13 protein-coding genes are annotated in these 13,753 nt (G+C 61.1%); 8 read left to right on the top strand and 5 right to left on the bottom strand.

Going from position 1 to position 13,753, the window contains the following annotated elements:
* Nucleotides 1-79 precede the first annotated feature (79 nt).
* From bioB to RSO67_RS20480, 5 genes are all read left to right on the top strand, one after another.
* Nucleotides 80-1,132, top strand: coding sequence for a biotin synthase BioB (gene bioB / locus RSO67_RS20500; protein WP_315840346.1), 1,053 nt, complete (start codon nucleotides 80-82; stop codon nucleotides 1,130-1,132).
* An 87-nt stretch (nucleotides 1,133-1,219) separates the two neighbouring features.
* Nucleotides 1,220-2,284: an MBL fold metallo-hydrolase gene (locus tag RSO67_RS20495; protein ID WP_315840345.1), complete on the top strand. Its 1,065-nt coding sequence runs from the start codon at nucleotides 1,220-1,222 to the stop codon at nucleotides 2,282-2,284.
* Nucleotides 2,285-2,447: 163 nt separating this feature from the next.
* Nucleotides 2,448-3,677, top strand: a complete 1,230-nt coding sequence (hemA, locus tag RSO67_RS20490) for a 5-aminolevulinate synthase (protein ID WP_089266846.1) — start codon at nucleotides 2,448-2,450, stop codon at nucleotides 3,675-3,677.
* A gap of 155 nt (nucleotides 3,678-3,832) precedes the next feature.
* Nucleotides 3,833-4,162 carry a GlpM family protein gene (locus RSO67_RS20485; RefSeq protein WP_068732644.1) on the top strand — a complete coding sequence of 110 codons (330 nt, stop codon included), beginning with the start codon at nucleotides 3,833-3,835 and terminating at the stop codon, nucleotides 4,160-4,162.
* Between the two features lie 113 nt (nucleotides 4,163-4,275).
* Complete coding sequence (locus tag RSO67_RS20480) at nucleotides 4,276-7,794, top strand: PAS domain-containing hybrid sensor histidine kinase/response regulator (RefSeq protein ID WP_315840344.1); 3,519 nt, start codon at nucleotides 4,276-4,278, stop codon at nucleotides 7,792-7,794.
* A gap of 120 nt (nucleotides 7,795-7,914) precedes the next feature.
* On the opposite strand, the gene RSO67_RS20475 is transcribed toward RSO67_RS20480, so the two are convergent.
* Nucleotides 7,915-8,595: a response regulator transcription factor gene (locus RSO67_RS20475; protein WP_315840343.1), complete on the bottom strand. Its 681-nt coding sequence runs from the start codon at nucleotides 8,593-8,595 to the stop codon at nucleotides 7,915-7,917.
* A 411-nt stretch (nucleotides 8,596-9,006) separates the two neighbouring features.
* Here RSO67_RS20475 and RSO67_RS20470 point away from each other — a divergent pair, with 411 nt between their 5' ends.
* Nucleotides 9,007-10,659 (top strand): MFS transporter, encoded by a 1,653-nt coding sequence (locus tag RSO67_RS20470; protein WP_410001903.1) that lies wholly within the window; start codon nucleotides 9,007-9,009, stop codon nucleotides 10,657-10,659.
* Nucleotides 10,660-10,761: 102 nt separating this feature from the next.
* Here RSO67_RS20470 and RSO67_RS20465 read toward each other — a convergent pair whose 3' ends face one another.
* Entirely contained in the window at nucleotides 10,762-11,232 is a 471-nt protein-coding gene (locus tag RSO67_RS20465; RefSeq protein ID WP_315840341.1) for a secondary thiamine-phosphate synthase enzyme YjbQ, read from the bottom strand.
* Between the two features lie 91 nt (nucleotides 11,233-11,323).
* Here RSO67_RS20465 and RSO67_RS20460 point away from each other — a divergent pair, with 91 nt between their 5' ends.
* A complete protein-coding gene (locus RSO67_RS20460; RefSeq protein ID WP_315840340.1) occupies nucleotides 11,324-11,485 on the top strand; it encodes a hypothetical protein in 162 nt (53 codons plus the stop codon).
* Between the two features lie 15 nt (nucleotides 11,486-11,500).
* Here the strand turns inward: RSO67_RS20460 and RSO67_RS20455 are convergent, their stop codons facing one another.
* The 3 genes from RSO67_RS20455 to RSO67_RS20445 form a co-directional block, all read right to left on the bottom strand.
* Nucleotides 11,501-11,722 carry a DUF6894 family protein gene (locus RSO67_RS20455; RefSeq protein WP_068732634.1) on the bottom strand — a complete coding sequence of 74 codons (222 nt, stop codon included), beginning with the start codon at nucleotides 11,720-11,722 and terminating at the stop codon, nucleotides 11,501-11,503.
* A gap of 144 nt (nucleotides 11,723-11,866) precedes the next feature.
* On the bottom strand, nucleotides 11,867-12,361 hold the full coding sequence (locus RSO67_RS20450; RefSeq protein WP_315840339.1) for a hypothetical protein: 495 nt from the start codon (nucleotides 12,359-12,361) through the stop codon (nucleotides 11,867-11,869).
* Nucleotides 12,362-12,459: 98 nt separating this feature from the next.
* Nucleotides 12,460-13,083 carry a 2-hydroxychromene-2-carboxylate isomerase gene (locus RSO67_RS20445; RefSeq protein ID WP_315840338.1) on the bottom strand — a complete coding sequence of 208 codons (624 nt, stop codon included), beginning with the start codon at nucleotides 13,081-13,083 and terminating at the stop codon, nucleotides 12,460-12,462.
* Between the two features lie 275 nt (nucleotides 13,084-13,358).
* On the opposite strand from RSO67_RS20445, the gene RSO67_RS20440 reads away from it, so the two are divergent.
* Nucleotides 13,359-13,736: an AtpZ/AtpI family protein gene (locus RSO67_RS20440; RefSeq protein ID WP_315840337.1), complete on the top strand. Its 378-nt coding sequence runs from the start codon at nucleotides 13,359-13,361 to the stop codon at nucleotides 13,734-13,736.
* The last annotated feature ends 17 nt before the right edge of the window (nucleotides 13,737-13,753 follow it).

The raw sequence follows: 13,753 nt of genomic DNA, 5'->3' as shown, positions 1-13,753 counted from the left end.
TGCTCCAGCCCTCAAAATCATGGACTGCTTTGGCAGCAGCCCATGATCGGTGGCTGCGCAGAATGTAAGGATTGCGTGAATGCCCCCAACACCCTCTGCATGGACATCGACCGAACCGCGCCACGACTGGCAGCGTCATGAAGCCCAGGCCCTGTATGACCTGCCGTTCGCAGACCTGATCTTTCAGGCGCAGAGCATCCACCGCAGTAATTTCGATCCGAATCACGTCGAGACTGCGAGCCTGCTCAGCATCAAGACCGGCGGCTGCGCGGAAGACTGCGGTTACTGCTCGCAAAGCGCCCACTACAACACGGACGTCAAGGCGACCAAGCTGATGGATCGCGACGCCGTGGTCGCCACGGCGCAGCGCGCCAAGGAAGCCGGCGCGAGCCGCTTCTGCATGGCCGCGGCCTGGCGCAATCCCAAGGACAAGGATCTCGACCGCGTCTGTGACATGGTCAGCGCGGTGAAGGATCTCGGCCTCGAGACCTGCGCGACGCTGGGCATGCTCACCGAAGATCAGGCCAAACGCCTGCAGGATGCCGGCCTCGACTTCTACAATCACAATGTCGATACCTCGCCGGAATTCTACGGCAAGATCATCACCACGCGTACGATGGAAGATCGCATCGAGACATTGGCGCGGGCGCGCCATGCCGGTCTCAAGGTCTGCTGCGGCGGTATCATCGGCATGGGTGAGCAGGTCGAGGATCGTCTGGGCATGCTGATGCTGCTGGCCAACCTGCCGCATCATCCGGACAGCGTGCCGATCAATATGTGGAACGAAGTGAAGGGCGTGCCGGTCAACGACACCGCCGAACGCCCGGATCCGATCGCGCTGGTCCGCATGATTGCCGTGGCGCGTATCATGATGCCGAAGAGCGTGGTGCGGCTTTCCGCCGGACGGCAATATATGACCGACGAGCTGCAGGCGCTGTGCTTCGTCGCCGGCGCCAATTCGATCTTCATCGGCGACGTGCTGCTGACCACGAAAAACCCCCAGACCGACCGCGACGCCAACCTGCTGGACCGGCTCGGCATGACCTCGCGGCTCGACGACGTGAGCAGAAAGAGCACGCCGGCTCTGCCGGTTACCGCTTCAGCACAGGCCGATATGCGCGCCAGCGCATAAACCCATGCCCTGCGCCAGCCGAATTTGTGCTGGCGCAGGGGTCCTTGGCCCGCTAAGCCGGATGAAAAGGACATTGTGACAGAACCGATGCATTCGAAAACAGACGCCAGCACAAAGCCAGCCGACGACCTCCGCTATCCTTGGGAGAACCATCCCGGGACCGATCAGGTGGTCGAAATTGCTCCGGGCGTTCTCTGGATCCGGCTCGATCTGCCGTTTCGCCTCAACCATGTGAACATCTATCTGCTCGCCGACGGCGATGGCTGGGCCATGGTGGATACCGGCATCGGCAATGACGCCACCATCGCTGCATGGACGAAGCTGTTCGAAGGTCCGCTGAAGGGGAAGCCGATCAGCAAGGTGATCGTCACCCACGCGCATCCCGATCATGTCGGCCAGGCCGGCTGGATGGTGCAGCGGTTCAACTGTCCCTTCTATATGTCGCAAGTCGAATATCTGCAGGGCGTCTATCACCAGCACCGCCGCACCGAAGAGCGCATCGTCAACATGCGGCAGTTCTTCCATCGCCACGGCATGGATGCAGATATCACCGAGCAATTGCTCGGCCGCGGCCAGGAATATCTGAAGAAGACGGTGCCGCTGCCGGCGGCCTATCGCCGCCTGTCCGATGGCGACGATCTCGTGATCGGCACGCGCACCTTCCGCGTGCTCACCGGCGCCGGCCATTCGCCGGATCAGGTGATGCTGTATTGCGAGGCCGACAAACTATTTTTGTCGGCCGATCAGGTGCTCAGCAAGATCTCGCCCAATGTCAGCGTCTGGGCGCATGAGCCTGACGAGAATTCGCTCGGCTCCTATCTGCATTCACTGAAGCGTCTCGCCGAGACGCTACCCGACGACGTGCTCGTGCTCCCCGGTCACGGCGTGCCATTTCACGGCCTCAAGATCCGTATCAAGCAGCTCGCCGATCATCATGAAGAGCGCTGCCAGATGATCGCCACCGCATGCAAGGATGCCGGCAAGACCTCGGCCGAGCTGGTGCCGGTAGTCTTTCATAAGCACAAGCTGGATGCCCACCAGACCGGATTTGCCGCCGGCGAATTGATCGCCCACGTCAATCACATGCTGGCGCAGAAGCGGCTGACCTCGACAATGGGCGCCGATGGCATGCTGCGGTTCAAATCGGCGTAACCTGCAGCGCAGCAAAAATTCGTGAATGACCTCAGGCTCTTGATGCACATCAAAAGCCGCGGCGCTTGGTCAAATTGACTAATTGCGCCTCGACAGCCAAGCTGGAAAAGCTCTAAAACGCACCTGACGCTGGGTTCGGGTTTCGTTTTTTGGGTCTTTTGCGATGGATTACAGCAAGTTCTTCAGTGACGCGCTCAATCGTTTGCATGACGAGCGCCGCTATCGTGTCTTCGCCGATCTTGAGCGCATTGCCGGCCGGTTCCCGCATGCGGTCTGGCACACGCCCCAAGGCCCACGCAATGTCGTGATCTGGTGCTCCAACGACTACCTCGGCATGGGCCAACACCCGAAAGTGGTCGGTGCCATGGTCGAAACCGCGACCCGCGTCGGCACCGGCGCCGGCGGCACCCGCAATATCGCAGGCACCCATCATCCGCTGGTGCAGCTCGAGGAAGAACTCGCCGACCTCCACGGCAAGCAGGCGGCACTGCTCTTCACCTCGGGCTATGTCTCGAACCAGACCGGCATTTCCACGCTCGCCAAGCTGATGCCGAATTGCCTGATCCTGTCCGACGCGCTGAATCATAACTCGATGATCGAAGGCATCCGGCAGGCCGGCTGCGACCGCGTTGTGTTCCGCCATAACGACGTCGCGCATCTCGAGGAACTGCTGAAGGCCGCCGACCCCGCGCGTCCGAAGCTGATCGCTTGTGAGAGCCTGTATTCGATGGACGGCGACGTCGCGCCGCTGGCTGCGATCTGTGATCTCGCCGAACGTTATGGCGCGATGACCTATGTGGATGAAGTCCATGCGGTCGGCATGTATGGCCCGCGCGGCGGCGGCATCGCCGAGCGCGACGGCGTGATGCACCGCATCGACGTACTCGAAGGCACGCTCGCCAAAGCCTATGGCTGCCTCGGCGGCTATATCGCAGCAAACAAGGACATTGTAGACGCCGTGCGCTCCTATGCGCCGGGCTTTATCTTCACCACCGCATTGCCGCCGGCGATCTGCTCGGCCGCGACCGCGGCGATCAAGCACCTGAAGAGCTCGAGCTGGGAACGCGAACGCCATCAGGACCGCGCTGCGCGGGTCAAGGCGATCCTCACCGCGGCCGGCATTCCGGTGATGTCCACCGACACCCATATCGTGCCGGTCTTCGTCGGCGATGCCGAGCTCTGCAAGAAGGCCTGCGATCTGCTGCTCGAAGATCACGGCATTTACATCCAGCCGATCAACTACCCGACCGTCGCCAAGGGCGCCGAGCGCCTCCGCATCACGCCGTCGCCCTATCACGACGACGTGCTGATCGATCATCTCGCAGAATCGTTGCTGCAGGTGTGGGATGAACTCGGCCTGCCCCTGCGCACCAAGGCGCTGGCGGCGGAGTAAAACTGGCCGCCAATGGTTGAAACACCGTCATGCCCGGGCTTGTCCCGGGCATCCACGTTTTCATCATAAACCAAGACATGGATGCCCGGCACAAGGCCGGGCATGACGAACTGTGAGGTCCGTGCTTACATGCACTGGACAGTTGGAGAGCTCCCTTGGACATCATCTGGAAAGGTATTCTCGGCGGACTGCTCACCGCCCTGATTGCCTGGTTGTCCAAACGGGGCAACACGCTGCCCGGCATTCTGCCGCTGTTCCCGACCTTTGCGATCATTGCGCTTCTCATCGTCGGCGCAAAAGGCGACAGCGCGGGCTTCCGGGAAGCCTGCATGGCCGGCGCGAAGACCATTCCGGCCTATCTCGCTTTTCTCGGCATCTGCTATCTTACGGTCGGCACGTTCGATTACCGCCTCGCTCTGCTGGCCGGCGTGACCGCGTGGCTGTTCATTATCCTGATCGCCTTTTTCGGCCCGCGCTGGATTTAACGACGATCCGGCATTCCCCGGCGTCCGGCCAAATCCCTGTCGCCTGCACCGGCGCAACCGGCTAGATTTTCGCCTGACGGACGGGCTTACGCCCGCCAAAGGGAGCACGCACGATGCTGCACGACTGGGGCGTGATTGTTGCCGCCCTCTGCTACATCGGATTTCTGTTTTGCGTCGCCAGCTATGGCGACCGGATCGCGCTGTTCCAGAGCGGCCGCGCCAAGGCCGTGATCTATCCGCTGTCGCTGGCGATCTATTGCACGTCATGGACGTTCTTCGGCTCGGTCGGCGTGGCGAGCCGGACCAGCGTGGATTTCCTCGCGATCTATGTCGGCCCGATCCTGTTCTTTGCCTTCTTCTCGCCGGTGCTGCGGCGTGTGATCCATCTCGCCAAGACCCAGAACATCACCTCGATCGCCGACTTCATCGCCGCACGTTACGGCAAGAGCCAGGCCGTCGCCGCCACCGTCGCCGTGATCGCCATCATCGGCTCGGTTCCGTACATCGCGCTGCAGCTGAAAGCCGTGGCGTCGTCGCTGGAAACGATCCTCGGCGAGGACAAGGCCATTGCCGGCGTTCCCATCGTCGGCGACATGGCACTGGTCGTGACTCTCGCCATGGCAATGTTCGCCGTACTGTTCGGCACAAGGCAGACCAATGCGACCGAGCACCAGCATGGCCTGATGCTCGCCGTGGCCACCGAATCCATCGTCAAGCTGGTGGTGTTCATCATCGCCGGCGCCTTCGTGACATTCTGGATGTTCGGTCCCTCGGAGCTGTTCGAGCGCGCGATGAAGACACCGGAGGCGATGCGCGCCATCAACTATGTGCCGTCGTTCGGCAATTTCCTCACGATGGTGCTGCTGTCGTTCTGCGCCATCATGCTGCTGCCCCGGCAATTCCACGTCAGCGTCGTCGAGAATTCCAGCGACTCGGAAGTAAGCCGTGCGCGCTGGCTGTTTCCCACCTATCTGATCGCCATCAACCTGTTCGTCATTCCGATCGCCCTGGCGGGCCTCGTGACCTTTCCGTTCGGCGCTGTCGACAGCGACATGTATGTGCTGGCGCTGCCGATCGAAGCCGGCTCCAGCGCGCTCAGCATGGCGGTGTTCATCGGCGGCTTGTCGGCTGCCACCGCGATGGTGATTGTCGAATGCGTTGCGCTGGCCATTATGGTGTCCAACGATATCGTGTTGCCATTGGTGTTGCGGCGCGGACCGCAGACGCAGAATGAGCAGACCGACTTCGGCAACTTCCTGCTGAAAGCGCGGCGCTTCTCGATCTTCGCCATCATGGTGATGGCCTATTTCTATTTCCGCGCGCTCGGCAATACGCAACTCGCTGCCATCGGCCTGTTGTCGTTTGCCGCCATCGCACAACTCGCTCCAGCTTTCTTTGGCGGACTGATCTGGCGGCGCGCGACCTCCCGCGGCGCCATGGGCGGCATGGTGGTCGGCTTCATCGTCTGGGCTTATACGCTGTTCATCCCGAGCTTCCTTGAAGGAAGCACCGCAGGCGTCCTGTTCCTGCAGCACGGCCCCTTCGGCATCGAGGCGTTGCGGCCACAGGACCTGCTTGGCACCGAACTGCCGCCGCTGCTGCACGGCACGCTCTGGAGCCTGTCGCTCAATATCCTGACCTATATCGTGCTGTCGCTGATGCGGGCGCCGTCGTCGATCGAACGGCTGCAGGCCGATGTCTTCGTACCCAACACGCTGGCGCCGATCACACCGGCGTTCCGGCGCTGGCGGACCACGGTGACGGTGCAGGATATCCTCAGCACCGTGACCCAATATCTTGGCCCGGAGCGCGCACGTGAGTCCTTCGATGCTTTCGCCACCCGTCGCCGTGTCGATCTCGATCCGGCTGCGCCTGCGGATTTCGAACTGCTGCAGCACGCAGAATATCTGATCGCCTCATCGATCGGCGCAGCCTCGTCCCGGGTGGTGATGTCGCTGCTGCTGCGCAAGCGCACGGTCTCAGCCAAGGCGGCCTTGAAGCTGCTCGACGATTCGCATGCGGCGCTGCATTTCAATCGCGAGATCCTGCAGACCGCGCTCAATCACGTCCGCCAGGGCATCGCCGTCTTCAACCCCGACCTGCAGTTGATCGTCTCCAACCGGCAGTTCGGCGAACTGCTCGGCCTGCCACCGCAGATCGTACAGATCGGCATTCCGCTGCGCGAGATTCTGGAGTTCATCGGCATCCAGAGCGCATCGCCTTACGGCGACAGCGAAACCCTGACACAGGCGCGGCTGGCTGCCTACACGACTGAGGGTGAGCCTTATCTTGAACGTCTTCAGGACCGCCAGATCGTCATCGAGGTGCGTACCAACAAGATGCCGGATGGCGGGCTCGTGCTCACCTTCTCCGACGTCACGCCCAGCTTCGAGGCAGCAGAGGCGCTGGAGCGTGCCAATGCCACGCTGGAAAAACGCGTCCGCGACCGCACCGAGGAACTGACGCGACTGAATTCCGAACTGGCGCTCGCCAAGAGCACCGCGGAAGACGCCAATATCTCGAAGACCCGCTTTCTGGCCGCTGCCAGCCACGACATTCTACAGCCGCTCAATGCAGCACGGCTCTATGTCACCAGCCTGGTCGAACGAAAGAGCGGCGGCGAGGATGCGCGGCTGGTCGAGAATATCGACGACTCGCTGGAGGCCATCGAGGAAATCCTCGGAGCGCTGCTCGACATCTCACGCCTCGATGCCGGCGCCATGAGCCCCGCGATTTCGAGTTTCCGCATCGGCGACCTGATGCGCTCACTCGAGATCGAATATGCACCGATCGCGCACGCCCGCGGCGTCAAGCTCACATTCGTGCCGTGCTCACTACCCGTCGAATCCGATCGCCTGATGCTGCGCCGTCTTCTGCAGAACCTGATCTCGAACGCGATCAAATACACGCCGCATGGCCGCGTGCTGGTCGGCTGCCGGCGCCGTGGCAAGGCCTTGCAGATTGGCATCTACGATACCGGTGTCGGCATTCCGATCCTCAAGCGTGGCGAGATCTTCAAGGAATTTCATCGGCTCGAACAGGGCGCGCGGATCGCGCGTGGCCTCGGGCTCGGCCTGTCGATTGTCAAACGTCTCGCGCATGTGCTCAATCACGGCATCGCGCTGGATTCCAATCGCAGCGGCGGCTCGTTCTTCTCGGTGACGGTGCCCGTGGCCAAGGCGATCAATCACACCACCGCGGTCACCAGCGCGACGCCACTGTCGAAGTCACCGATGTCGGGCACGCTCGTTGTCTGTATCGAGAACGACATGGCGATTCTCGATGGCATGAAGACGCTGCTGCAGGCCTGGGGAGCCGAGGTCGTCGCAGTCCCTGATCCGGAAGCCGCGATGAATGCGATTGCCGAAATCCAGGGCTCGGGCCGCCGCCTCACGGGCCTCCTCGTCGATTATCATCTCGACCGCGGCAACGGCGTCGCCGCGATCCGGGAAATCCGCAACCGTTTCGGTAAGGAGATTCCGGCCATCCTGATCACCGCCGACCGCAGCCCGCATGTGCAATCGGCTGCACGGCAGGACAAGATCGCCGTGCTGAACAAGCCGGTCAAACCGGCGTCGCTGCGCGCACTGCTCGGGCAATGGCGCACGCAGCAGATGATCGCGGCGGAGTAGGGCTCTGCCCTCATCCTGAGGAGCGACATCTTCGCCGCGTCTCGAAGGATGGTGTCTTAGCATTCCATGGTTCGAGACGGCGCAAGTCCACCTCCTCACCATGAGGCCGGAGCGATATCGCTACTGCTGCGGGGTCTGTTCGCCCTGGCGCCACTGGCCACCAGCGATCTTCGCGGCAGCGATGACAGCCTGGGTGCGGCTCTCGACACCGAGCTTCTGCAGGATCGCGGAGACATGCGCCTTGATGGTCGCCTCGGACACGCCGAGCTCATAAGCGATCTGCTTGTTGAGGAGCCCTTCCGACAGCATCATCAGCACGCGGACCTGCTGCGGCGTCAGCGTCACCAGCCGATCGCGCAGCTTGCTCATTTCCGGATCGGCGGCTGCGGACATGTCGACGTCCGGCGGAACCCAGACGTCGCCGTCCATCACCTTCACGATGGCATCGCGCAGCGTATCGACCCCGAAACGCTTTGGAATGAAACCGGACGCACCAAAGTCCAGCGATTGGCGGATCGTGCCGACATCGTCGCTGGCCGAGACAATGACCACCGGAATCGCGGGATACTGAGCGCGGAGGTAAATCAGTCCCGAGAAGCCTCTGATCCCCGGCATCGACAGATCGAGCAGGATCAGATCGACGTCGGAGTCCTGTTCCAGCAGCTTGGTCAGATCCTCGAACGTACCAGCTTCATCAACCGTGGTCGTCGGCAGCACGCTGCTAACCGCCTGCCGCAATGCACCGCGGAACAACGGATGATCGTCGGCAATAATGAGGCGCGAGGGAGCGATAACGGTCATCAAAATCCATGTAAAAATCTTGCGGCAAACCAGCGACCGCGTTGAGACGACGCGCAAAAGCGCATTTCGCCACAAGTGTCCCCCGCGCGACAACGTCTTGCAAGCGTCCAATGCTGCCACGCGGTAAATTGGTGAACAGGGACCATTGTGCGCCGCAATATTTCATATGCACGCGCACGTCGGGAAGGACGTTTTCGCACTGCGACGTCTGCGCACAGCCCCCTTGCGCACGGCCTAAAGTCGTATTGGGTCGCATTTCCCCGCAATGCTACCTTTTGCATCGAAGTTCTCTGCAATGAGCCGACAGAAGTTCGGCGCAGCGAGCGAGAAGCCACAATAAATTTTGCAACGGATTTGGGGAGCGATTCAAACATGTCCACCATCGCAGCAACATCGGCGAAAGCCCAGGGGATGACGAAGGACGAACGCTTCGTCATCTTCGCGTCATCGCTCGGCACTGTTTTCGAATGGTATGACTTCTACCTGTTCGGCTCGCTGGCCGGCATCATCGGCGCGCAGTTCTTCGGCGTGATCGATCCCGCCACCAAGCTGCCGATGTTCAATCAGGCCACACGCGACATCTTCGCGCTGCTGGCATTCGCCGCGGGCTTCATCGTTCGTCCGTTTGGCGCCATCGTGTTCGGACGCGTCGGCGACATCGTCGGCCGCAAATACACGTTCCTCGTCACCATCCTCATCATGGGCCTGTCGACCTTCATCGTCGGCATCCTGCCTAACGCAGCGACCATCGGCATCGCGGCTCCGATCATCCTGATCGGCCTGCGTCTGCTGCAGGGCCTGGCGCTCGGCGGTGAGTATGGCGGTGCGGCGACTTATGTGGCGGAACATTCCCCGCCCGGCAAGCGCGGCTACTACACGTCGTTCATTCAGACTACGGCTACGCTCGGCCTGTTCCTGTCGCTGCTCGTGATCCTGTTCACGCGGTCGGCGCTGGGCGAGGGTGAATTCGCCGCCTGGGGCTGGCGTATTCCGTTCCTGGTCTCGGTGGTTCTGCTCGGCATCTCGGTCTGGATCCGTCTGCGCCTGAATGAATCGCCCGTGTTCCAGAAGATGAAGGACGAAGGCAAGGGCTCCAAGGCTCCGCTGACCGAAGCCTTCGGCAACTGGAGCAACGCCAAGATCGTGCTGATCGCACTGTTCGGCGGCGTGATGGGCCAGGGCGTGGTCTGGTACACCGGCCAGTTCTACGCGCTGTTCTTCATGCAATCGATCCTCAAGGTCGACGGCTACACCGCGAACCTCCTAATCGCGTGGTCGCTGCTGCTCGGAACCGGCTTCTTCGTGTTCTGGGGCGCCCTGTCCGACAAGATCGGCCGCAAGCCGATCATTCTGGCAGGCTGCCTGATCGCAGCGCTGACCTTCTTCCCGATCTTCCGGATGATCACCACCAACGCCAACCCGACTCTGGAAAAGGCGATCGAGACCGTGAAGGTGGAAGTCGTTTCAGATCCCGCGCTGTGCGGCGATCTGTTCAACCCGGTCGGCACCCGCGTGTTCTCCACGCCTTGCGATACGGCCCGCGCCTATCTGGCCCAGTCGTCGGTCAAGTACTCGACCGCCTACGGTGCAGCGGGCTCGGGCGTGAAGGTCGTCGTCAACGGCAAGGACGTGCCCTACACCGCGGCTGCAGCGTCGAACCCGCAGGTTCTCGCAGCGGTTCAGGCGGCGGGCTATCCCAAGGCGGGCGACGCGCAGATCGTGAAGATGGCGCATCCGTTCGATATCTTCCGTCCGCAGGTCGCGGCGGTGATCGGACTGCTGTTCGTCCTGGTGCTGTTCGTGACCATGGTCTACGGGCCGATCGCGGCAATGCTGGTCGAACTGTTCCCGACCAAGATCCGCTACACCTCGATGTCGCTGCCCTATCACATCGGCAACGGCTGGTTCGGCGGACTTCTCCCGGCGACCGCCTTCGCCATCGTGGCCTCGACCGGCGATATCTACGCCGGCCTCTGGTACCCGATCATCTTCGCGGCAATCACCGTGGTCATCGGCTTCTTCTTCCTGCCGGAGACCAAGGACGTCGATATCAGCGCGAACTAATCTCGCCAAGCCGGCAGCCCAGGCTGCCGGCAGACACGACGACAACAAACCGGCCGCGGAGCAATCCGCGGCCTTTTTTTGGTTTCAGCAGATCTGCGAGCGTCAGGTCGCGCCGACAAACTGCAGCACCACCTCGCGGCGATGCGGGCGGGCGCGGTGTTCGATCAGATAGATCCCCTGCCAGGTTCCAAGCGCGAGCTTGCCTGACAGAACGGGGATGTGCAGCGAGGTTGCGGTCAGCATGGTACGAACATGCGCCGGCATATCGTCGGGACCCTCCGTATCGTGCGTCCAGTTAAAATCCTGAGGCGCAAGGCGATCGAGCGTTGTCATGAGATCGACCAGCACGGAAGGATCGGCGTTTTCCTGAATGGTGAGCGACGCTGAGGTGTGGCGGATGAACAGCGTCAACGCACCTTCTCGGGCACCGATCTCGGTCAGGAATTTGCCGACCTCGCGGGTGATATCGATGAAGCCGGCACCGGATGTCTGCACAGTCAGCAGCGACGACACGACAGTTTCGATGCGAACTGCAGACGGCGCGCTGTGCGTGATGGATCTGGCAGATGTCACGACGCTAACCTTTCGACTGGTGGATCTTCTGATGAACCAAAACGCGCATATGGCGTTCCCACTTCAATCAGGATGAACAAGGGAAAACGCCATGAAGCCTAAAACATCAAGGGACATTCCGGGGCCGGGTCCACGCAAGGACGAACAGCGCGCACAAGAGAAAGCTGTCATCAAGGACGCAGACAAGACCGATCAAGCCGATCGCGACACCATCCATGGCGACGGCGACGATATCGGGCTCGACCGCAAATAAGAGCTGCGCACTGCGTTAATCGTCGGAGCTAACCACGTCTGCGCGGTGAATTTCATCGCCTTCCTCGTTGCGGACGGAAATGGCGAAGTGCTTGCCGCGGAGTTCGGGCCTGATCTTGTAAATATCGCCTGCGAGCTTGTCGGCGACCTCGGCGGCCAGCAATTCATTGCGCAAAATCTGCCCGGAAGCGTCGGGCACGGTCGTCCCGTCAACCAGATCGAAATAAAATCTCGGCATCAAAGTGGCCTCCCTTGAGTCGAAAAAATGTACGATTTGGCTCCTGTCTGCTTGTGCTGAACTATTCTCGATATCGCGGCAAAAGGCCCCGCGCATATCAATCAACGATGTGGGCACCGCCATCCGTAGCGCAACTGGCAGCGCTCAGATCTTCCCGCTGGAATCGCGCTGGATGCGGCTGGCCATATCGACAAGGCGACGCCACGCGTTTTCGACAAAGGCCATGACCCGATCGACATCGCGTTCGCTCGGCAGCGGAATCTCGATCTTCCTCTCGCCATCCGCACTCCCTGACTTCCCGGGCTTTAGCGAATCCTGTTTCGGGAGCGCTTCATCGGTCTTGCCGGCGACGGCTGGACCGCGCTGGGCAAGCTCCGCCTTCAGCTTGTCGTTGTCCTTCTGTAACCGCCCGATCTCGGTATCGAGCGCGGCCCGTTCATCCGGCAAGACATAGCAGGCCCAGCCCGATCCCTTATCCGTGCAGGTCGAAACTGTGCCGGTGCGGGTATCCAAGCGGATGACGCCTTCAGCGATCGGCGACAGTGAATAACGGCCATTCTCGATATCCGGGAGCGCCTGCGCAGACGCACTGACAATCCCGGTCATCAGCACCGCGCCAACCCGCGCGGCGTACCGCATGGGCTGTCCGGGGGAGGCAAAACGCATCACAGCATTCTTCATGGAGATGCTCCGCGTTGCGAGTTCGGGGCGATAGCCGCCTTTACTCTCAGATGTGCTCAGATTTGAGATTTGAAAGGCGCTCGCTTTGCCTTCAACGCATCAGCCAGCAATTCGAGCCGGTCCTGCCCCCAAAATACTTCACCGTTGAGCACATAGGCCGGCGAGCCGAACACGTCAGCCGCAATCGCCTCCTGACGGTTCTGTTCGTATTTCGCGGCCACATCACTCGACGCCGCGCGCTCTAGCAGTTTCGCGCCCGGCAGCCCCGAATCATCCGCCAGTCTGGTCAGCACGGCCGTGTCGCCGAGATTGAGCTGACTTTCCCAGACCGCGGGAAATGCGCGCCGCAGGAACGGGTCCGGATCGTGTCCAGCCTCGAGCGCCGCGATCACCAGACCATCGGCGAGTCGGCCATCGAATGGCCAGTTCTTCGGCTGCAGATGGAAATCGAGACCGCGCTTGTCGCGCCAGCGCTGCAATTCAAGCATCCGATAGCGCTGCCGCACCGGATGACGCTTGCCGAGCGGGAGGCCGCCGGTTTCCGAAAACAGATCACCGAGAAATACCGGTTTATGATTCACCTTGAGATCATAAGTACTTACGAGATCGCGAAAGAGCGTGTGGCCGATATAGGCCCAGGGCGATGGCAGCGAAAAATAGTAGTCGATCTCTTGAGACATTCCGGGCTCCGGCAGGGGCGTTTTCAAACTCTGCGGTACTCCAACAGAGCGCCCTGCGCCGTGCAAGATAGATCACCTCGAAAGTCATTCTTGCGCTGCGGCGATCCCGCGCAGCGGGATTCGAATTTCGCCAATAAAATCAAATGAATCAAAGCACTAACAGGCGATCAGCGAATCTTGACTTGGCAAGATGCGCTAAGTATGGTCCGCCCGGCTTTGAAGGGTGACGGGGCGTTATTTCCAGCATTTGCAGCGTTATTTCGAGTGTCGCAAGCATGACGAACGGCACACGGGACGATGACAGTGAACGCGGAAACGATGGCAAATCGTCTCCCGATGAGGCTGCGCTTTCCGCAAGGCTCGGAAGTCTGAATAAGCGTCTGTCCAAACTTCAGGATGAGCGCAAACTCCAGACTGACCAATCCGAAACTGGAAGCGGAAACGCGCAGTCCAGGGCATCGGCCATGGCGGTGGGTCTCCGTCTTTCTTCGGAACTGGTCGCGGGCGTCGTCGTCGGAACGATTCTGGGCTGGGGCTTCGATCGTTTGCTGTCGACATCGCCGTGGGGGCTGATTGTTCTCATGCTGCTCGGCTTCGTCGCCGGCGTGATGAACGTGATGCGCTCGGCTGGTGTCGGGAAAAAAGCGGAATAAGAAATTCGCGCCCAAGA

Origin of the sequence: Tardiphaga sp. 709 (assembly GCF_032401055.1) — a bacterium.
In the GTDB taxonomy this organism is placed as follows: domain Bacteria; phylum Pseudomonadota; class Alphaproteobacteria; order Rhizobiales; family Xanthobacteraceae; genus Tardiphaga.
The sequence above is the reverse complement of the archived record's forward strand: the minus strand, read 5'-3'. Positions and strand labels throughout refer to the sequence as shown.